The organism is Haloplanus natans DSM 17983 (assembly GCF_000427685.1).
Taxonomy (GTDB): domain Archaea; phylum Halobacteriota; class Halobacteria; order Halobacteriales; family Haloferacaceae; genus Haloplanus; species Haloplanus natans.
Genome location: NZ_KE386573.1, coordinates 328,170 through 347,325, shown reverse-complemented (window position 1 = coordinate 347,325; position 19,156 = coordinate 328,170). Strand labels below are relative to the sequence as shown.

Sequence of the window (19,156 nt, the reverse complement as noted above, 5' to 3'; positions counted from 1 at the left end):
ATAGGCTATCCTATGCCCCCTCTTCGTTCAGCAGTCTTCCAGAGTGAAGATCAGAAATTAAACCAATAATCTGGTATTCGAGTTGTTCAAGTGGCACCTCGAAGTCGTGGTACAGGCCAACATCATCCTGCCGCCAAGCTTTCGTCCAGAAATACGTTTGCTGCCGAAGTTGCCTTCCCTCCTCGAAAAGCCGGTTAGCCCATTTCTCATATTTCTGTTTCTGGTTCTTATCGTGGTCGAAGATGATAGCGCTGAGATTCCCGATATGGTAGTAGTGACCGTCTCCCCATCGAGCAAACTTCCCTGTGCTCGTTCCACGGAGGCCACGTAGATTCGCACTTAGGCCTTCACCGTCTCGTCCGTACTTCCCTGCCTTGCCGACGTAGAGGGGGATGACATTTCCATCCTCCAGCCAGTACATCAAGTAAATCAATCCATCATACGTGTCGTCGGAGGTCGACCAATCGTTGATAACCTTCCTCCCCTCCTCTCGGACGAGCGTTTCCATCTCCTCGCTTCGTTTCAGGATTCGTCTGTCGTCTTTGCCGTAGTTCTTGTATTCGACGGTGAGAGTCTCATCAGTCTCAAACAACGGAATTGGACTCTCCGTGTCAATATAACGATCCGTCCACTTCTGCCAGATCTCCCCCTTGGTCGTCATAGTCGTTCGTTGTACCACGCTTGCGTCTCTCCGATAGCTAACCCCTCTGTTGGGATTTCAACAGACACGTTGTTATCTTCGAGAAGGGGTAGCAATTCCTCGTAGTAGTCTTTCCCTGCGTGTAGAACGAGGGTAATATCGTCTGAAAGAAGCCCCTCTTCATCCAACTGTTCGGCAACGCGATTGGCCCACTCTCGCTTCTGTCCGACTCTTGCGCCAGTGAGAGTTTCGTCGTAGGGCTCGATAGCAATCCCGTCTGGGTCAAGAAGACCGTGCTTGGCCGAGAGGATCCACCAGTCGTCGTGGTACTGTTCGGCATATGCCTGCATCTTTTCGAAATACGGTGATGTGTAGAGGTTCTTTGGAGTAGCTGACTCCTCTTGCTTGGTCTTGACACAGCTTACAAGTCCAATTTCAGTCATCGTTGAATCCGTGACGTTGGCGGTGTTCTGTGAGAAACATCGGATGAGGCTCTGCCTGCTCTTCGTCGGGAAGAGTAATCTTGTCGTCTTCAAGCCGCTTGAATTCGTGGTAGCCGTTCCGAGCAGGGGCCTCCTTCACCAAAATCTCATACTCGTCACTGATTGCGAGCCACCCCGTATCGAAGGCCCAGTGGTGTAGCTTACAGAGGGCAATCCCGTTTCGCACATCATCGGCTCCGCCCTCCTGTTTGGGGTAGATATGAGCTGCTTCGACCTCGGGATTCCCATTCGGTGTTTCTCGACTGCGTCCACAGATAGCACACGTCGTATCATACGCTTGCCGAACCAACTCCGAGAACGCCGTATCACGCGCACGTCTGCGAGCTTCAGTATATATCTCCTCGTCGTCAATCAATTGCGGTTCGCTATCCGTTGCGTTTTCGAGACGTGTGCGTTCCGTTTCAACGGCTCCCTGGGTCGGCTCGCCCGTCCCGTGACGTGCCTCAGATTCCGTTTCAGTTTCCGCTTCCAGTAACTCGCGGCCTTCAGGGGTGAGTCTATTCACTCCATCTTCACGTTCCACGAACCCCAGGACTTGCAACCATTCCCGGTGTCGAATCGCAGGTCCAGGCTTTGACATCTGAGCCTCGTCGAACTCACCGACGAGCAGATCCATGATGTCCTCATCAGTCATCGACCCCTCCTGCAGGGCTTCGAGGATAGTGTCGAATCCCTTCACTCCCGATGAGAGAGCCTCGTAGAGCGTTTCCGGTGTCTGGTCTTCGAGCCACCGCTGGCCATACTTATTAAGTTCGCACCCGGTGTCGGATAGCTCGATGAGTCTAATTGACTCGAGAAACGTGAGATGGTGGCTGACGGCATCCGAACTTCCTGCTCGGGTGTTTTCGATGACCCACTGATTGAGTTCGTTTCGGGTGGGAGACTCGTCACGAACGTAGGTGAGCATCGACCGGAGATTTTGGAGCCGACTGGAGACACCGCCGTAGAACCGATCGGCGGTCATCCGGCGGTTGTCAGTCATGCTCGTTCTGTAATATCACCGAGATTGTAAGAGTATGCCATATCTGTGGAAATTATACCTTGAAGTGGGTTCATTCGTGTTAGACAGACTCTACTCTGATTGCATTAATTAGCGCTCTGCCCCCGCCCGGACAGCGGTGCCTCGAACGTTCTAAAGAAGGTCCTTGGTACGTGTAGACTGCTCTGGATTAGGCCTGATTGAGATACGTGTCCGCTACGATATTAGCCTCCGCAAGGAGCGTCCGGGCATCTCGACGCACGGATCGGTTAGTCGGGCGTTCCTCGTGAGTGCGAATGTGCTCTTTGATGCTCTCGGCAACCTGATCCACCAACTCACGACCCGCACAGTCGGCCACGCTCTCAAGCGTTTTCGAGTAGCCATCTTCCGCTGCTGGGAACCCCTGTCTTGATCCGATGACTTCGTCGTTGACCGCCGTAATCTCGTAGAGATGGCCGTTGACTCGCAGTTCCAAGTCTCGATCCACATCGGGACCTCAATCTGAAACCGTATATAATCGCGGACTGCCAACATTGGCAGTCCCCCGTTTGCCATCACAAGCAATCCTGTGATTGCTAACATTCGAGTCATGAGATTGCCAATTACTGAACAGCCGGAATCGCTTCTATTAGCAACGCCCTGGCTCTGAATCAACACAGTATCGGTTCCAATCTGGGTAGCGCATCGTGCCTCACCGCTCACTCGCCAGACTGCCGGGGGTTGGTGGTCAACATGAAGAGGACAGAGTCGACATCAGTGGTCGATAGAACAATTGTACAGAGAGTTGAATGGTCGCTATGTCAATCACAGTCTACGGAATCGATTTTAGCGGGAGTAAATCACCGGGCCAGAAGATTTGGATTACCGAGGCTTCGATGACAGGCACACCAGACAATCACCTCCAGGTCGAAACCGTCCAATCTGCGGCAGATCGATTCGAAGCCACCTACCGGGATGAGATTCTTGCTGCGCTACGCGATCTGATTCGCCGGACAGAGACAGCTGTCTTCGGACTGGATTTTCCCTTTTCACTCCCACAGTCGACGACCGGAGTCGACCACTGGGACGAGTTTCTTCACCGCTTTGCAAATACCTTTGCCGGGGAGGAGGTTGAGGCCTATCCCGGTGCGTATGCATCGAACGGCCGCTCAAAGCGAGAGACTGACTTCCGATTTGGTGGGCAATCCCCGATGAGCCCCCAGGTACAGTATCAGGTCTTCTATGGGCTGCGTGACGTGCTCCACCCGCTCGTCGCCGACGATGCGGTACGAGTGGTGCCGATGCAGCGTCGAGACCCGATGAAACCGACGTTGCTGGAGGTGTATCCAGCAGCCACATTCGGCGTTGAACGGCTCTATCGGACCGGGTACAAGGACAATAGTCAGCAATCACGACGGCGTCGTCGAGTGAATGCCGAGGGGCTACAGGCCCACGAGAAGATGTCCATCAAGGACGAGGACGTCGAGAGAGCGAGTCACTCAGATGACGCCCTAGACAGCTTGTGTGCCGCATTTGCAGTCCGCCGGGCACTGAGCGACGGGGTGGCTCGCGAAGGCAGAGCTATCGAAGGGCACATCTACGCATAGGAGTCCCCACATAGACCGGATAGAAGAGAGAGCACGGGTGCGATCGAAAGGATGGCTTTGTTGAATTCCTCAGTCAATGATAGGTTTCGGAAGCCGCGCTGAATACACTGCGCGTATCTCGCATAGAACCGCACAGAGATTCAACCGTTCCGGATTGCTCAATACAGACAAACGAAGTATCAAAACTGGCCTCAACATACCTGGTTCCTGTCTGGAGTACTTCGGGTTTGCGAACGCAGCTACGATGTAGCTGGGTTTAGAGCCCATTGAAAGCTCTACAGAAAAGACACTGTTAATAATTAACCAATAGACCTTTACCAGTTACATCTGAATAAATTAGAATATTTGGATACTAGTATGAAAAACATACGTTACACCACGCTAACCATCCTGTCCGTCATTATGATCGTTCTCGCTGCCGGACCGGCGATCGGAGCGACTACACCAGGTCTTCCTACCACTGATTACAACGAGCCGCCGGAGGTAAGACCATCTGTAGACACAGAAGCGGGAACGTCACTACCGGCGAAAATCGAATTCAACACACGAGGATCGGGAGGCATAGAAAAACTGGTCGTTGTTAAACGTATCGACCGTGATGGCGACGGATACGCCTCCGGATTCCAGCTCAAGATGGTCAGCGACACGCGCCCAAAAGATCCGAAAGATAACGGTCAGGCTGGGCGCTCGACGGCCAAACTATTCTCGGTCCTCATTGGCGGTCCGTTCAAGAAGCTGCACAGTTTCTTTACGAAAGACGCCTCTGACGAGTTCTTTACTCCCGGGCACGAGGTGAGCGCGAATACCGCTGACGGAACTCGTGACATCGTGACGTACCGGCCGATTGGACCGAAAAGGTATTTCGGCCCAGGAGAGAAGGGCGATGAGACACCGCTATACGTCGGAACTTCACGCGAGGACAAGGTGTGGTCACACGGCAGTCACGCCATCGAGATGTCGCAGTTCCTCGGGCCTGGCGAGAAGCGAACGACTATCGAATCGATCAAGTTTGAAACTTGCTGGGATCCCGAAGCAAGAGGTTCGCTGACAGGCGAGGATTTCGACGCCTGTCTGCAGCCGACAGACATTCCGGACCAAGGCTTCGCTGAGATTTTCGACTCACTGTATGGGACCCCGCCGTACATTTTCGTGCCCGACGAGCCACTGAAAATCGAATCCCCCGAGCAGGATCGGACAGAGACGGTGACGGTCACCTCGAACGTCGACGGAGCGGTCGTAACTATCGACAGAGAGCGGGTTGGGACGACGCCGTGGACAGGAGAGGTCCCGACAGATGTGGGGAGAGACGGCTCGGTTCGAGTTACTGTGGCCGATCGGGGGTACCTTCCCGAAACGCGCCGTATGGCCGAGCCACGCGACATTGATACTCGACTGACGAAGATCAAGCAACCGATAACGGTCCGCACCACAGAGCCTGGGGCGACCGTTTTCGTCGACGGTGAGGTTGTCGGAGTGACGCCGTGGAGTGGAGAACGGTGGGTAGAGGGGTCATACGACGTGTTCATCAGCGCTGATGGAAAGACCCCAAGCCAGTTCACAGATGTCAGGGCTGGCGATACGATCTCAACCGAACTCGTGGACGATAGTCTGATTACCAGCATCTCCGAACCGTCGTTCGACGACACATCGCTCAACGGGTCAACAGATACGTCGACGACTGAGAGGACAGAGGACGACAGCTCCGAACCGGAACTGATTCTCTCGAACACAAACCTGACCGACTCCCAGCTCGAAACGGATCTGAGCCAGATACAAAATGTCCAGCTCGTCGCTTCGCGCTTCGAGTCGAGCGAGACGACCGTTGAAGTCGGCGACCCAATCACACTGACGGCACGACAGTCATACAGTCTCTTTGGCAGCATCACAGCCTATAAGTGGTCGTTCGGCGACGGCAGCTCGACGGGACAGCTCTCGACTGCAAGCCGAACCCACACCTACACCAGTCCCGGGACGTACACGGTCGAGCTGACAGTCCGAGACGGGAACGGTAACACTGATACAGCGACGAGGACAGTAACCGTGAAAGACACCTTACCGCAAGCCGCGTTTGCCCCGAGCACGTTTGATTCGCAGACGGGCGAATCTGTGTCGTTTGATGCCAGTGCATCGACCGACGCCGAGGGACCTATCAGTTCGTATCGGTGGGAATTCGGCGACGGATCGACTGCGGACGGGCCGACGCAGACACACACCTACGCGAGTGGTGGGGTCTATACCATTCGATTGACTGTAACTGATAGCATCGGGAATACTGATGTGCGTGAAAAGGAAATTAACGTCTCTGTCCCAAATAGACCGCCCACCGCGGCGTTTACTTCATCGGTCGACAGCCAGTCCGGGATGGTAACGCTCGATGCGAGCGCCTCTGAGGATGACGACGGGACCATCACCCAGTACGTCTGGACCTTCGAAAACGGCACTCTGGTGACGGGCAAACAGGTAACCTACGAGGCCCAAGACGTTGATTCTCGCGACATCGAACTACTCGTTGTTGACGATGAGGGGGGCTCTGCGACGATAACCGGGATCATCAATAACGACGGCGAAACACGAGCCAAGACAACGCCAACGAATACGGAAGCTTCCTCGTCAACCGACGAACAGACGAGCACGGAGACTGCACCGCCAAGCGAAGAATCGGGCGAGGGGATACTCGATGCGCTTGAGAATTTGCTCCAGAGTGTTCTCGATGCACTTGGGAATTTGCTCCAGAGTGATCTTGATGCACTTGGGTAGTGAGATTACTCTGAGGGCAATCACAACGTACGGTTCGTAGACATTTTGTCTCGGCTGTCCGTCGTAATTGGTGGTCGAAGTGTCATTTGTGAATCGTTCAGTACGCACTCTTCAGTGACCGGCTGTTTCAGACAAAATATGTCTGAAGAATAGAATTCCAACAGAGCCAGTAGCTTGGGTCAACATCGGAAATGGTGTGATGCTCCCCGGCGGTGAGCGTGTCGTTCTCGAACTCTGAGAAGTTCAACAGAATCCGGTAGCCGGAAGACGACTCAAATGGAGGTTTCCCAAACGACTGGGAGGCACAGGCCGAGGTTTGTTAAGAGAACGACGACGGCCGCCGGGTCGGCCGCAAGCCCCCACACGGGCGGGGAAGGAGCAGCTCGTTCGTGCGATCTCCACTCCGGGGACGTGTTGTGCCCGTCTGCGTCGGATTGACCACTTGCTGTGATCAGTTGCGTCGTCAGCCTCATACCGGGAGTTTTCGAAGGATTTGATTCCTTCTTGCGGGGGTAGATCCGAGTATAGTAATTACGAAACAGATGGGGAGACGCTCAAACGGCGTGTTATATGTTCCAAATCTCTAATTCTGATTATGAAGAGGAAGTAACGCCAATTATTCTACTCCGGTCGCCAATTCCACCAATTCTACCAATCCCAATTAATTGGACCGTATTTACCATCGGAGACAATCGGCGTAGGCGATGGGCAACGAGATTCCAGCCATCATCCGCACGCACCCAGACGGTCGAACAGCGCGTATCGCCCACGACAGCGATGGGGAGCCGATCGGGGCGGCGATGTTCTTTACTCCCGAAGAACTCCGGAATATCGCCGTCAATCCCACAACGGCAGAGGCCGTCGAATTGCGCATCGTCGATGGCGAGGTACAGCTGATACCGATTGTTCAGGAGGAAGAATGAAACCGGCAATCAGCTACAGTACCACCGGCTCAAGAACACTACCACATATGGTAGTGTATCCATATGCGGTAAGTTTATTCCAAGGAAACCATATGTGGTAAGTGTATGGCAACGATGCAAACAGTACAGATGGCCGACGACAGACGGGCGCTGCTCACTCCACGAGAGCGGGAGATACTGTCCGGCGAAGCCGATGTCAACGAGGACTATTACTACGCGGTCGTGAGTCGCGTCCGGAAGAAAATCCAGAAGCTCGACGAGGATGTCCAGATCCTCCATGAAAATCACCCGGCCCTGTACTCGGAACTCCAAGCCGCTATTGTGGTGGACGAGTCGGGCGAGACGAACGAGAAAGACGATGAGTAGCGACACACAGCCGGCAATGACCTATCCGACGACGGAACAGTACGAACGCTGGAAGGACCGGGCAGATGCGTTCGACATGAGCGTCTCCGAGTTCATGCAAGCGATGGTCGAGGCCGGGCTCAAGAAGTTCGACGCGACCGTCGATCCGGACGAAACGAATCAAGAACTCCGAGAGCAGCGAAACGACCTGAAAGACGAGCTCGACCGGACCCGAGCACGTATCCAGACGTTAGAGGATCGTCTTCACGACGACGAACGGAACACCGTCAATCAATATGTCGAGAACAACCCCGGAGCTACCTACGACGAAATCATTCAACACGTCATCGACACCGTTCCAGGGCGGGTGAGTGACCACCTCGATGAACTGGAGGGTGAGTCCCTCACGACCGATGACAGCGCGTACTACGCGACTGAGGACGCTTCGGATGGTGGTGGGTGATGAGTCGCGGCCGGAAGTCCCCGGATCCGCGAGATCGCATGGGCGTCTACAAGCGGCTGTCGGACGTGCCGGATCGCTATCGCCTCCACCACCACGCGAACGCCTACGAAGGACGCGACGTGTGGGACGAGTTCCTGACCGAGCACCTGTTTCCACGCTTTGACTCCGACCGGTTCAAAGAGGATGCTCGCCGCGCTGGTCGCTACTGGAAGGAGCACATGGCCGAGCGCGGCCGTCATCACGCGCTTGCCACGCCGGCCGACGTGGAGACGTGGATGACAGACCTCCTAGACCGGCTGAAACTCAAGACCGCGTACAACTCCTACTGGGTCCGTGTGGAGCGGTTCTACCACTGGCTCCAGTGGCACACTGAACATCCGCACACGCACCATCCGGTACTGATGGCTGCCGCCGACGGTGGAGCGGCAGGCAAGGTGTGGGACGAGAAGATGGCCCGCCGTCGTGGAGGTTCGAAACGATGAGTGACACTCCTAACACCGAGACGACGACAGACGCACAATGGGCGGAACTGGCCGTTGCGTTCGGTCAGGAGCTGGATCCGCTTGCAGAGTATGAGGCGACATTCCAGCAGGCTGATGCGGATCCCTTCGCCCTATTCACAGCCGAAGTACTGGCGACACGAGATATCGCCGCTCGAACACGCGAGGGGTACGACCGCGTCTTTCGACAGTGGCGCGAGTTCATGACTGACCAAGGTCGTCATCCAGCCTGTCCGAGTGAAGGCCATGTGAAGGGCTTCGCTCGCCACGAACTCGACACCAAGGACAACCATCCCGACACGGTGAAAGAGAAGCTCCGAAAGCTGAACAACGCCTACACCTATTGGCAGGACGATCCAACGTTTCCGCACCCCCAAGACTACAATCCTATCAGCCTCGCGAAAACCAAGGTGACGTTCGCTGACGTGGAGAGTAAGGAACCGCCACGAATCCCGCTGGCGGACCTCCGGGACGTACTGGAGGGCGTCACACACGTCCGCAACCGTGCTATCATCGCGCTCCAGTTGAAACTCGGCCTCCGGGCGACGGAAGTGTGTAACCTGCAGTTGTCGGATATCGATATTCAGAACGCCGACCTCCGGGAGCACTATCCGGAGCTCGGGTCGAATCCGCGATTGGAAGGGCGTCAGAACGCCGTGTACGTGCCGCACGACCGCGAAGGGAACAAGTCCCAGCGTCCACGCCTCCTGCCGCTGGACAACGAGCTTCGGCGTGTGCTGCTCCGATATCTGCTCATCCGACCGGATACTGGTGGGCCATGGGTGTTCCTCTCGTTAACTCGCCACGAGCAGCTCCGAAAACAGGACATCAACCAGCCGTGGAAAGATGCTTTCCGACCGGAGTACGCCGAGACGGAGCAGAATCGAGCCGTCACCAGCCACTACGGTCGCCACTACTTCACGACATACTGGCGGGTTGAAAAGGATCTGAATCGAGAGCTCATCAAGTACATGCGGGGTGATACTGCGGGATCCATGTCGATTCAAGAACGCGGTGCGATTGACGAGTACATTCACACCTATTACGAAGACATCACAGACCTATATCGCGAAAATGTGTTCAAGCTGAATGTGTGATTCTCTCTGTCGCGATCACACAATCTTTGACCCTAATACTGGTCTCGTGGCGCCATCTTACAGGCAAGCCAGTGTGCGCCAAGCAGCTCTGATTCGACCTGACTCAGCTTGAATTTCTCGTTGAGTTCCGGACGAACGACGTAAGAGAAGTGGAGATTCTCATCACGGTTCCGCCGATGACGATTGAGCCGATTACTAAGAGTGACCGTTTCGCCGATGTACTCAAGTGGTGGTGCATCGGTAGGGTCCCAAATCCGATAGAGACCACTCTTGTCGGGGACGCTGCCTCTGGACTCGCTGAGCGGCTCAGATGATGACCAAGCAAGTCCCATCCAATCCGAGTCAGTAACACCCGTCGGATTCGTCCATGAGAGGGGATCAACGCCTTCCCGGAAGCTCCGATGCGAATCGTCGTCACTCCGTCCGCCGCGAATTCCCGAGCTACGCTGTTTCGATTTATTGTACCCTGGCGGCATCCGACCAAAGTTTCCAATCAGATTTGTATGCGATTCTCGACGGTGCAACGCGATCAGGGCGTCTTCAATTGCCTTGCGCTGCTGTTTGTTTTCAGCCTCCGGTGGAGTTGTCCCCGACACCTCAAAGCCCAGCCCATGTCGATCAACGATAGCCCAGAGGCTCGGTGAGGCGGTATGCGGGTCACTGAATGGCATTTCGTCGTCGAAGATACCACGAACTAAGGCACGGAGTCGACCGCGTAGGCTTCTGCCTGTTTCGCCGATATAAATGAGCCCCTCGTATGTTTCGTGTCGGAGCCGATACAGGCCCGGATCAGTCGGCAGAACGTCCAACTCCTCGTCGTCCGGATGGAGGCTCAGCCATGGGGACCAATCGAAGCCGAGCCAATCAGAGTCATAGATTCCAGCTTCATTTATCATATTGTGTTGCCCTTGTATTCGACCTCAGAGGTGGTGTTCAAGTCGCTTTGATTTCGGCCGGAAGGGCTGCAGTTCCTAGAATATGCGTTCGTACCGTTCATATGGCTTGCCCAAATTAGCAGTCGGCTGGGCTTACTGACGACGCCCACAGATATATTATTATAGCTACATACCCTCCCACTCGTGCTAAGATCCAACAATAAAACATCTTCCCCAGAGACGACACCGGATAGCGAATCGCCGCTCTCTCTATACGGTCGGCTGGTTACAAAAGAGCAAGATAACGTTGCCGACCCTCCCGTAGTAATCCCATCGCTCCAGCGAGAGTTCTGCTGGGGCCGCAAGCAAATAACCACGCTCTTCGACTCGCTCCTCCGTGGGCTTCCAATCGGGTCACTCCTGCTCTGGCACGTCAGTCGTGACTCGCTCGCGGAGACGGAAGCGACCTACGAGTTCATCCGGCGCTACGCGAACAGCTCGAAGTTTCCTGCCACAGAATGGGGCTCGTCGAGCGATCGCAGGTACGTTCGGAACACGAGTGCGAAGCTTGAAGACGACCGGATTGGCACCCCGGTTAATTCGCACTTGACGGCCAACAGCGGCTCACAGCACTACTGATCGGCCTGTCTGGACGGTTCTACAAGCACAAAACGAACCACATGTACCGGAAGTGGGGTTCCTACACCCCAATGCGGCTGTGTCTGGACCTCCTTGCCGACCCAAGAGCTGAGCGCGAGGCACAAGAGCACCGCTACCAGTTCAAGTTCCGTGATGAGAGCTACAGTCGCCTCTCCGACAACGAGGACGAGTACTGGTGGCCTGTCGAGGAGTTTCGCTCGATCGTCAGAGATGGCGCGACCGACTATGATGGAATCGACCGTATCGCCAACGAGGTGGTTTCCGAACGAGCAGCGGACGAGCCGTCAGTCGACACCATCCGATCGAATGTCTGCACGAACCTAACGCATCTCGCTGAAACACTCACAGACGACACGCGGCTTCAGTACGAACGGGTCACGGGGATGGATAGCGAGACCGCTGTTGAGCTTTTTGTCCGGCGGAACGACGCCGGCGAACCACTCGGGAACGAGGATATCGCCTTCTCGCTGATGTCCGTCTACTGGGACGATGTCGACGCACTGGACATTGATAGTCCGAAAGGAGCGATCGAGGAATTCAATACGGAGTTGAGCCAGCAGTTCGGTGCCTACGGATTCGGGTTCGGCAAACGGTTCACAATCCGGGCACTGCTCACGCTCGCCGGAGAGGAGCCATCATTCCGACGGCGCAATTTCTCGCCCGACACGATGCGAGCGACCGGGGAGACGTGGGCGACTCCGTCATTCCGACGCGCCATCGAAGACACGTTCACCGTAGTCACCCAGGATCTCCGGCTTAGCAACAAGTGTCTCACCTCGAAAACCGCCGTGCTTCCGATCTGCTATTATTTCTACTAATATCACCAAGATGATGAGAAAGAACTCCCGAACGACATAGTCTACCAGCTTGACCGCTGGCTGTGTTCGACAGTGTTCAACAACGTGCTAGAACAGGGACCGAAGCAGGTCTTAGAGCCCGCACAGGAATTGATCGACGATCACTATCCGCTGTTCCCGACAACGGAGCTACTCGACACAATCGAGCGTGAGGACGACTCGTTCGAACTGACCTACCAACGACTCGGTGCAATCCTCGAGGATATCGACTACACCAGCAGCAGTGCTCGGCTCTACCTACTCCTGTCGCGACTGTACACCGACCGAATCGGTGGTGTCGTCCCCCTTGACGAGATTGAGAACGATGAAAGCGATACGCAACCGGTCCAGATTGATCACATCTATCCACAGGACGGGCTCCGCTACGATTCAGAGAGCGACGACGATAGCCCACTAGACGATGTCAACGACGAGGTTCGAGCTGACTGTGCTGAGTACAGACATTCTCTCGCGAACCTCCAGCTGATCCCGGAGAATCAGGAGAAATCTAATCGCGATCCATCTAACTGGCTCGCACGGGACAGAGAATATGACCGACTGCGCGAACGGATCAACCGACATCACCTACCGTTCGACGACCCCGAAGACTACGAATACGCAAGGTTCGGGGAGTTCTGTAAGAAACGCGGGAGGGCGATCACATACCTCCTTCTTCTTGGGAATCGCATTCCCTTATCCGGTGACAAGCCGACACTCGTTAGTCCACGGAGCCGTGCTACCACGTCTACGGACTGAGGAAGGGGCCTCACACTGCACTTACCGCATCCCGATCCGTGGCAACTTGGATCCTTGCAGCGTGAGTAGCGTTAGACTCGATGCTCAACAGCTTCCTTGTGAGCGGCAATCACAGCATCGGGGTTGACATTCTCGTGTTCACGAACACGTGCTTCCACTTGCCGGAGTACTTCACGTGGGACGCTTATAGATATCTCACTCCCAAACGTCTGTCGCCGTAGTCCGTCTTTCACACTTTCAGCACAGGATGCATCGTTCAGGTAGATTGCCACAGCATCTGCAGCCTCGTTATAACAGTTCTGCCAGTTGAGTGATGTCGTCTGACCGAACCCCTCTGAACGGGTCTCTTGCAAGCGGTACATCTCGGATCTCTCCCGTCGCTTATCTGCCCATAGGACGACCTCTCCACACATCCACAGCCATTTCCTCTGCCGTTTAGGGGTCTTATCCCAATCGACTGCATCGAGAATCCCTTGGTCTGTAACCTCGTTAGGCGTGATATCACTGTACTTTGGATGCGTCCCAAAGATTCTATCACGAACTACCTCTGGAATCACCTCATCAAGGATGCCCGGGAGTGAATCGTGTCCATCAGTCGGACCGCTATTATATTGGCCTAACCCCATGGATGTGAATTCGGTGGATAGAGAATATATCCCCATGGAAGTAAGGGTAATTACTAGCTCAGGCACTACTAGCACTAGCAACTAGTTGGTGCACGATGGGCTCTCTGTATTCAGCACACCGTTCAAAAGATATCCATTTAGAAGAACTTCAACACGGCCGTATTAGTTGATCTCGGCTATAACCTGTAATGAGGCTCTTGCTGAAGTCTCCCGAAGCTGATAGAAGCTATATGCAGAATATAGAGGATGTCTGCAGCAGATCGTCTGCTCAGGCGTATAGAAATGCCTCTTAAAATGGATTTGCTGATGAACTACCGGCTACATTTTTTATTGTCTCAGTATTAGCTGAGAGTAATGTCAGTCCCCGATCGGATATGGGTCTCCAATCTGATTGATGCAGTCGCTACCCGTTGGGCAATGCCTCCGATTATTGCAAACTTAGTTACAATTGGGGCAGTGCCGATCATTCTCACTGTCCTCTATTTTAATGTCGCAAGTGGATATACGTGGACGTTCCTGCTGACCCATTCCCTATTGACCTGCTTGCTTTCAGGCATCTGTTATTTGGTCTGGTACTACGATCAAAAGGTTCTCCCAAAATTCATTTCGGATGTTGAACGGATTACTGGCCCGGAGTGGCAATCAGTCAGTAATGGTCTGGTACGGTTCTATCGGGCAGATTGGTGGAAAACGACGATCGGATACGGTATCCTTTCTCCAATCGCATTCGCTGCGAACTTTGGATTCTATCAGACCCAAGGAGTGGGAGAGATTGGTACTTTATCATTCACAATTTATATGCTGTATGCTCTTTGTACCTCACTTATCAGTAGCCTCGGGATTCATCTGATCCTCACGACGCTCATCGCAGTTAGTCGGGTTTCCAAGACTGATCTACAGATCGATCCTTTACACGTCGACGGATTGGGTGGGTTAGGATTTATCGGAGAATTCTGTGTCTCGACGATGGCGATCGCTTCGTTCGGTGCCTTGTCATTCCCCTACGCCTTTCAGTTGGCTACCGGCGGATCTTTCGAGTCAGTCGTCTATATGGGAGTGGGTCTATACCTCGTCATATTGGTTGGGATCTTCGTTTACCCGACAATCCAGGCGAATAGACAGGCCGAAGAAAAACGTGCGTCGAAACTGGAAGAACTACGTTGTCGGATCAATCAACTTGAAGCTGAATTAGAACAAGTCGAGAACACGGCAGAAGAGTCGACGGGTCCTCTCGTCAAGAAAGAGATGGAATTACAGCGTTTGCGAGAAAAATACAATGAACACCAATCCGTGCGATTATATCCCCTCTCGATTGGCGTGATCGTGAGGTTTGCGGGATCGGTTTTATTGCCGCTCATGTTTCTGTTATTAGAATTCTACTTACCAACAGTCCTTTGAAATGAATCTTTTCAAAAATCGCCGAGATGAGAAACAAGCGCCCTGTATTCAGCACGCCGTCCAAATCATATCTCTGGAGTAGAACTTCAGCAAGGTTGTATTAGCGGATCTCGACTATAGCCCGTATTGAGCGTCTCGCCGAACGTCTCGAAGGAGGCGGGCGTGTTGATCTCGGCGATGACCTCCACGTCCGGGTTGAGGTAGTTCGTTTCGGTCATCAGCCGGGCCATCGAGACGCGTTTGTACTCGTTTTCGTGGTCCCGGGTCGTCAGGGAGACGCCCGTCTCGTGGGGGAGTCGCACCTCGCGGCTCCCCTCGTCGATGGAGACGGGGCGGTCGTCGTAGGGGACGAATGGCATGTGAGCGTTCGTGAGCGTCGTTTTGCCGACCCCGGTCGGCCCGGAGAAGAGGACGACGCCGTGGCGTTCGTACAGCATCCACAGCAGGGTGACGAGCTCCGTCGAGATGGCGTCGCGCTCGATCAGATCGACGGGCGTCATGACGTCGGCGGCCTGCTTGCGGACGGAGACGTGCGGGCCGTCCTCTAGATGCGGGTCGCGGACGGGAACGGTGAGGACGCCGTGGTCCAGCGAGACGATCGCTCCGCTCGCAAACACTCAAATCCCCAAAGCAGCTAACGGAGACGTGACACAGTCGCTCCTCGTGTACGACGGTAGCAACCCGATGTTTCGTGCGGCCGCGGAGGCGGCGACCCGCCAGGCAGACGGCGTCGTGGCCGTCCGCTGGGACGCCACGCCAATACAGGCGTTCCTCGAAGCGCAGTTTGATTCCCGCCCGTTCGCGTTCATCCTCGTCGAGGGCGAGTCTGTCCACGTCGGCACGGAGACGGTCGGGCGGATGCTCAGTCGACTGGGACTTGCCGACCCGCTGGTTGCGGGGCTGAAGCGAGCCTATGCGACCGGCGGCGCCCCGGTTGGCCGATTGATCCACGGCCGAACGATTGCGGATCTCGACGGGACGTTCCCGCTGTCGGCGGCGGCCGCAGCCCACCTCGCGGATCTACGACAGGTCCAGAAGATACCGGTCCAGGAGGCCCCCACCGAAGAGGACTGATCAGCCATCCGCCAGCGCCTGGTGGACTGCCGCCTTGACCGGCGTCTGCTCGATCGGAACGACTGACTGCAGGTCCCGGCCGGGGTCGACCGTCACGGGGTTCCGCATACTCTCAGCCAGCGGGCGGGCGATGGCATACTGAACGTCCGTCGTCAATCGGAGCCAGTGCGAAGAGAGGCCCGGCGACATCACTGGCACCGGCACGATAAACACGCGTTTGCCTTTCTCCTCGGCAGTCAGCTTCAGGAGAGACTTGTAGGACCACACTTCCGGCGCGCCGATATCGTAGATCCCGCCACGGGTCTCCTCAACGTCGAGGACGCCGATGAGATAGGCGACGGCGTCGTCGATCCCGATCGGCTGACACGGCGTACTCACCCACTTCGGGACCGTCATCACGGGCAGCCGGTCGGTGAGGTCGTCGACGATGCGGAAGCTCGCGCTGCCGGCACCGATGATAATCGCCGCTCGGAGGACGGTCAGATCGAAGTTCCCCGCTTCGAGGACCGACTCAACTTCGCGACGGGAGGCGAGGTGTGGCGAGAGGTTCCGCTCGTCGCCGCTGATGCCGCTCAGGTAGACCACCCGGTCGACGCCGGCCGCCGACGCCACCTCTCGGAACCGGCGGGCATACGCTCGGTCCAGCTCCGCGAAATTCTTGGCTGTCAGCGAGTGAATGAGGTAGTAAGCCGCGTCGATTCCCTCACAAAGGCCCTCCAGCGATGCCGGATCAGCGAGGTCGCCTTCAAATATCTCGACATCGTCCGGAAAGCTCGACCGACTCGCACTCCTAGAGAAGGCGACGACTTCGTGGCCGGCCGAGCGCAACGACTCGACGAGTCGGCCACCGACGAACCCGGTTGCGCCAACGACGAGGACACGCATTGTGGGGCATACGGGACGCTACCCCAAGGGTGTTCGGTCGGAGGACTGGGAAATTCTGTTCGTGTAGAGCGGGGTCACCTGAACCGGAGGCCCCACATGAAGACTGGGCAGTGGATTCTGTTGCGGACAAGTCTCGTGTCATAGTCGGCTGAACAGGGCGAGGCCGTCGCATAGGGTTGCTTGGACGCACAGCGGCAGCAGCTCATTGTTCATAATCGGCGTGTATGCCCGCAAGAATCGATCTGACACCGAAACTGACTGCGGCACGAACAACGCACGACCACGCCCACACGGCCCACACCATCAAGCAATTAGTGCGTCACCTGCCGATTTCGGCTGTGTCGTCGCTCTCATCGGAGTCAGCCCGTACGCAGTCGCGGTCATCTATACCGCCGAATCGCCCGACAGCAACCGAGTATGAACCCGCTGACGATCGGATCGGTGGCCGCGATCGCGTCGCTCAGGTCGTTCGATCTCCGCGTCGCGGACGTGTTGGCCCGTCTGCGCCGGAGTGACCACTTGCTGTAGTTAGTGCGTCGGAGGGCTGCATACTGGGATTTGCGAGCGGTGTGATTCCGTCTTGCGGGGGTAGGGTCCACGTATGACGATTACGAAACGGATGGAAAGCCGTTCAAACGGTGTGTTGTCGGTTCTGACTCTCCAATTCTGATTATGAAACGAAAACCTATTTTCGTCACCAATTCCGCTAATCCCACCATCCCCAATCAATTGGACCGACTCTGTTGAAACCCTCGGTAGATGAGTTGTGTCGGCGAGTGTGCTGAATAGAGAGCGCGTACCACGCGTCGGGGTCGTCGGGCGCCCGCGGCGTCGGTACCGGGCCGTCGTCGGTGCTTGATTCGCCACCACCGACCGAGAGCGTCGGTCCGTCACTCATCCTTCGTGGCTCCTCCCGGAGACGACATAGCGGTTGGTGCCTCGCTATCACGTATAATACTCGGGGCGGGGGAACCCGGTCAGCGCCGTCCGGATCGCTCCGGGGCGAGCGTCGACGCGTGCCGGACGGCGTCGCGGCCGATGTCGTCGACCGCCCGGCGACCGGACAGCCCCATGGTCAGGTCGAACTCCGCGAGGAGGTTCCGGAGCACCGTCCGGACGCCGTCGGCGCCGCCGGCGGCCAGTCCGTACGCGTAGGGGCGGCCCAGCATGACCAGATCGGCGCCGAGGGCGATCGCCTTGTACGCGTCCGCGGCGCGGCGCACGCCGCTGTCGAAGGTGATGTCGACCTCGCCGCCGACCGCCGCGGCGATCTCCGGCAGCGCTTCGAGAGCCGTGATCGAGCCGTCGACCTGCCGGCCGCCGTGTGTCGAGACGCCGACCGCGTCGACGCCGTGTTCGACGGCCAGTTCGGCGTCACGCGGGTCGAGGACGCCCTTGACGACGATGGGGAGGTCGGTGTGGTCGCGGACGAACGAGAGGTCGTCCCACGTGAGCGAGGCGTCGCCGAAGATGTCGAGGAACTCCTCGACGGCCGCCTCGGTGTCCTCCTCGGGCGGCGCGTCGAGTCGGTCGCGGAACGCGGGGTCGGAGAAGTAGTTCGCGACGCCGTCGCCCTCCAAGAAGGGGTAGTACCCGCGCTCGATCAGTCGTTCGCGCCAGCCCAGGATCGGGGCGTCGACGGTGACGACGATGGCGTCGTAGCCGGCGTCCTCGGCCCGCGTCAGGAAACTCCGGGCGATGCGCTCGTCCGAGGACCAGTAGAACTGGAACCACTTCGGGGTCGATCCGAGCGCGTCGGCGACCGCCTCCATCGGCGTCGACGAGAGCGAGGAGAGGACCGTCGGCACGCCGACATCGGCGGCGGCCTCCGCGGTCGCGTGTTCGGCCCGCTCGTGGAGCAGCGACTGGATGCCGAGCGGCGTGAGCGCGATGGGGACCGGGAACTCCTGACCCACGACCGTCGTCGAGAGGTCGCGTGACTCGACGTCGCGGAGCATCCGCGGGACGATGCGCCACGCGGAGAAGTCCTGTCCACGTTCGAAGGTTTCGTCGTTCCCGGCACCCCCTGCGACGTACGCCCGTCCCTCCGGCGACATCGCTTCGAGAGCGGCCGTCCGGAGGTCGTCGTACGAGACGGGGAAGTCCGGCGGGTCGCCGTCCAGCGTGCCGCGGCGGTAGAGTTCGTTGACTCGCCGTGTGCCGTACCCGCTGCCGAGCTCTGACATACCCCGGCTAAGGACCGATCGAAAATAAGCTACCGGGAACGTGGGGGAAAGCACGGCCGTCGGTTAG

20 protein-coding genes and 2 pseudogenes are annotated in these 19,156 nt (G+C 56.6%); 12 read left to right on the top strand and 10 right to left on the bottom strand.

Going from position 1 to position 19,156, the window contains the following annotated elements; genetic code table 11:
- Window positions 1-10: 10 nt before the first annotated feature.
- From HALNA_RS04185 to HALNA_RS04170, 4 genes are all read right to left on the bottom strand, one after another.
- Entirely contained in the window at window positions 11-661 is a 651-nt protein-coding gene (locus tag HALNA_RS04185; RefSeq protein ID WP_049935128.1) for a hypothetical protein, read from the bottom strand.
- Window positions 658-1,083, bottom strand: coding sequence for a DUF6884 domain-containing protein (locus HALNA_RS04180; RefSeq protein WP_049935127.1), 426 nt, complete (start codon window positions 1,081-1,083; stop codon window positions 658-660). Before HALNA_RS04180 ends, HALNA_RS04185 begins: the two co-directional genes overlap by 4 nt.
- Window positions 1,076-2,125, bottom strand: a complete 1,050-nt coding sequence (locus tag HALNA_RS04175) for an HNH endonuclease (protein WP_049935126.1) — start codon at window positions 2,123-2,125, stop codon at window positions 1,076-1,078. The genes HALNA_RS04180 and HALNA_RS04175 overlap by 8 nt, the downstream gene beginning before the upstream one ends.
- A 187-nt stretch (window positions 2,126-2,312) precedes the next feature.
- The gene (locus HALNA_RS04170; protein ID WP_049935125.1) at window positions 2,313-2,609 is read right to left on the bottom strand and encodes a hypothetical protein; all 297 of its coding nucleotides are present in this window, start codon (window positions 2,607-2,609) and stop codon (window positions 2,313-2,315) included.
- A gap of 310 nt (window positions 2,610-2,919) precedes the next feature.
- Between HALNA_RS04170 and HALNA_RS04165 the strand changes: the two genes are divergently transcribed.
- The 7 genes from HALNA_RS04165 (at window position 2,920) to HALNA_RS04135 (ending at window position 9,793) form a co-directional block, all read left to right on the top strand.
- Window positions 2,920-3,708: a DUF429 domain-containing protein gene (locus HALNA_RS04165; protein ID WP_169719006.1), complete on the top strand. Its 789-nt coding sequence runs from the start codon at window positions 2,920-2,922 to the stop codon at window positions 3,706-3,708.
- Window positions 3,709-4,065: 357 nt separating this feature from the next.
- On the top strand, window positions 4,066-6,465 hold the full coding sequence (locus HALNA_RS04160; protein WP_084509891.1) for a PKD domain-containing protein: 2,400 nt from the start codon (window positions 4,066-4,068) through the stop codon (window positions 6,463-6,465).
- Window positions 6,466-7,169: 704 nt separating this feature from the next.
- Entirely contained in the window at window positions 7,170-7,388 is a 219-nt protein-coding gene (locus HALNA_RS04155; protein ID WP_049935122.1) for a hypothetical protein, read from the top strand.
- 105 nt (window positions 7,389-7,493) lie between these two features.
- Entirely contained in the window at window positions 7,494-7,754 is a 261-nt protein-coding gene (locus HALNA_RS04150; protein WP_245575987.1) for a hypothetical protein, read from the top strand.
- Window positions 7,747-8,196, top strand: coding sequence for a hypothetical protein (locus tag HALNA_RS04145; protein WP_049935121.1), 450 nt, complete (start codon window positions 7,747-7,749; stop codon window positions 8,194-8,196). Before HALNA_RS04150 ends, HALNA_RS04145 begins: the two co-directional genes overlap by 8 nt.
- A gap of 38 nt (window positions 8,197-8,234) precedes the next feature.
- The gene (locus tag HALNA_RS04140; RefSeq protein WP_049937951.1) at window positions 8,235-8,678 is read left to right on the top strand and encodes a hypothetical protein; all 444 of its coding nucleotides are present in this window, start codon (window positions 8,235-8,237) and stop codon (window positions 8,676-8,678) included.
- The gene (locus tag HALNA_RS04135) at window positions 8,675-9,793 is read left to right on the top strand and encodes a tyrosine-type recombinase/integrase (RefSeq protein ID WP_049935120.1); all 1,119 of its coding nucleotides are present in this window, start codon (window positions 8,675-8,677) and stop codon (window positions 9,791-9,793) included. The genes HALNA_RS04140 and HALNA_RS04135 overlap by 4 nt, the downstream gene beginning before the upstream one ends.
- Window positions 9,794-9,825: 32 nt before the next feature.
- Here HALNA_RS04135 and HALNA_RS19210 read toward each other — a convergent pair whose 3' ends face one another.
- Window positions 9,826-10,689 (bottom strand): hypothetical protein, encoded by an 864-nt coding sequence (locus HALNA_RS19210; RefSeq protein WP_084509890.1) that lies wholly within the window; start codon window positions 10,687-10,689, stop codon window positions 9,826-9,828.
- Window positions 10,690-10,872: 183 nt separating this feature from the next.
- Here HALNA_RS19210 and HALNA_RS21570 point away from each other — a divergent pair, with 183 nt between their 5' ends.
- The 3 genes and pseudogenes from HALNA_RS21570 to HALNA_RS04115 all read left to right on the top strand — a co-directional run bounded on the left by HALNA_RS21570 (window position 10,873) and on the right by HALNA_RS04115 (window position 12,920).
- Window positions 10,873-11,307: a DUF262 domain-containing protein gene (locus HALNA_RS21570; protein WP_049935118.1), complete on the top strand. Its 435-nt coding sequence runs from the start codon at window positions 10,873-10,875 to the stop codon at window positions 11,305-11,307.
- Window positions 11,286-12,146 (top strand): annotated as a pseudogene (locus HALNA_RS04120) (hypothetical protein); the annotation flags it as partial. The gene HALNA_RS21570 and the pseudogene HALNA_RS04120, both read left to right, overlap by 22 nt.
- Window positions 12,147-12,218: 72 nt before the next feature.
- On the top strand, window positions 12,219-12,920 hold the full coding sequence (locus HALNA_RS04115; protein WP_049935116.1) for a GmrSD restriction endonuclease domain-containing protein: 702 nt from the start codon (window positions 12,219-12,221) through the stop codon (window positions 12,918-12,920).
- A gap of 71 nt (window positions 12,921-12,991) precedes the next feature.
- Here HALNA_RS04115 and HALNA_RS19790 read toward each other — a convergent pair whose 3' ends face one another.
- Entirely contained in the window at window positions 12,992-13,546 is a 555-nt protein-coding gene (locus tag HALNA_RS19790) for a hypothetical protein (protein WP_157573438.1), read from the bottom strand.
- Between the two features lie 354 nt (window positions 13,547-13,900).
- On the opposite strand from HALNA_RS19790, the gene HALNA_RS19785 reads away from it, so the two are divergent.
- Complete coding sequence (locus tag HALNA_RS19785) at window positions 13,901-14,944, top strand: hypothetical protein (RefSeq protein ID WP_157573437.1); 1,044 nt, start codon at window positions 13,901-13,903, stop codon at window positions 14,942-14,944.
- Window positions 14,945-15,060: 116 nt separating this feature from the next.
- On the opposite strand, the pseudogene HALNA_RS04105 reads toward HALNA_RS19785, so the two are convergent.
- Window positions 15,061-15,489, bottom strand: a pseudogene (locus HALNA_RS04105) (ATPase, T2SS/T4P/T4SS family); the annotation flags it as partial.
- Between the two features lie 100 nt (window positions 15,490-15,589).
- On the opposite strand from HALNA_RS04105, the gene HALNA_RS04100 reads away from it, so the two are divergent.
- The gene (locus HALNA_RS04100; RefSeq protein WP_049935112.1) at window positions 15,590-16,018 is read left to right on the top strand and encodes a hypothetical protein; all 429 of its coding nucleotides are present in this window, start codon (window positions 15,590-15,592) and stop codon (window positions 16,016-16,018) included.
- Here HALNA_RS04100 and HALNA_RS04095 read toward each other — a convergent pair whose 3' ends face one another.
- From HALNA_RS04095 to HALNA_RS04090, 3 genes are all read right to left on the bottom strand, one after another.
- Window positions 16,019-16,903 carry an NAD(P)H-binding protein gene (locus HALNA_RS04095; RefSeq protein ID WP_049935111.1) on the bottom strand — a complete coding sequence of 295 codons (885 nt, stop codon included), beginning with the start codon at window positions 16,901-16,903 and terminating at the stop codon, window positions 16,019-16,021.
- A 706-nt stretch (window positions 16,904-17,609) separates the two neighbouring features.
- Complete coding sequence (locus HALNA_RS19780) at window positions 17,610-17,801, bottom strand: hypothetical protein (protein ID WP_157573436.1); 192 nt, start codon at window positions 17,799-17,801, stop codon at window positions 17,610-17,612.
- Window positions 17,802-17,880: 79 nt separating this feature from the next.
- Window positions 17,881-19,089: an alpha-hydroxy-acid oxidizing protein gene (locus HALNA_RS04090; protein ID WP_049935110.1), complete on the bottom strand. Its 1,209-nt coding sequence runs from the start codon at window positions 19,087-19,089 to the stop codon at window positions 17,881-17,883.
- Window positions 19,090-19,156: the final 67 nt, after the last annotated feature.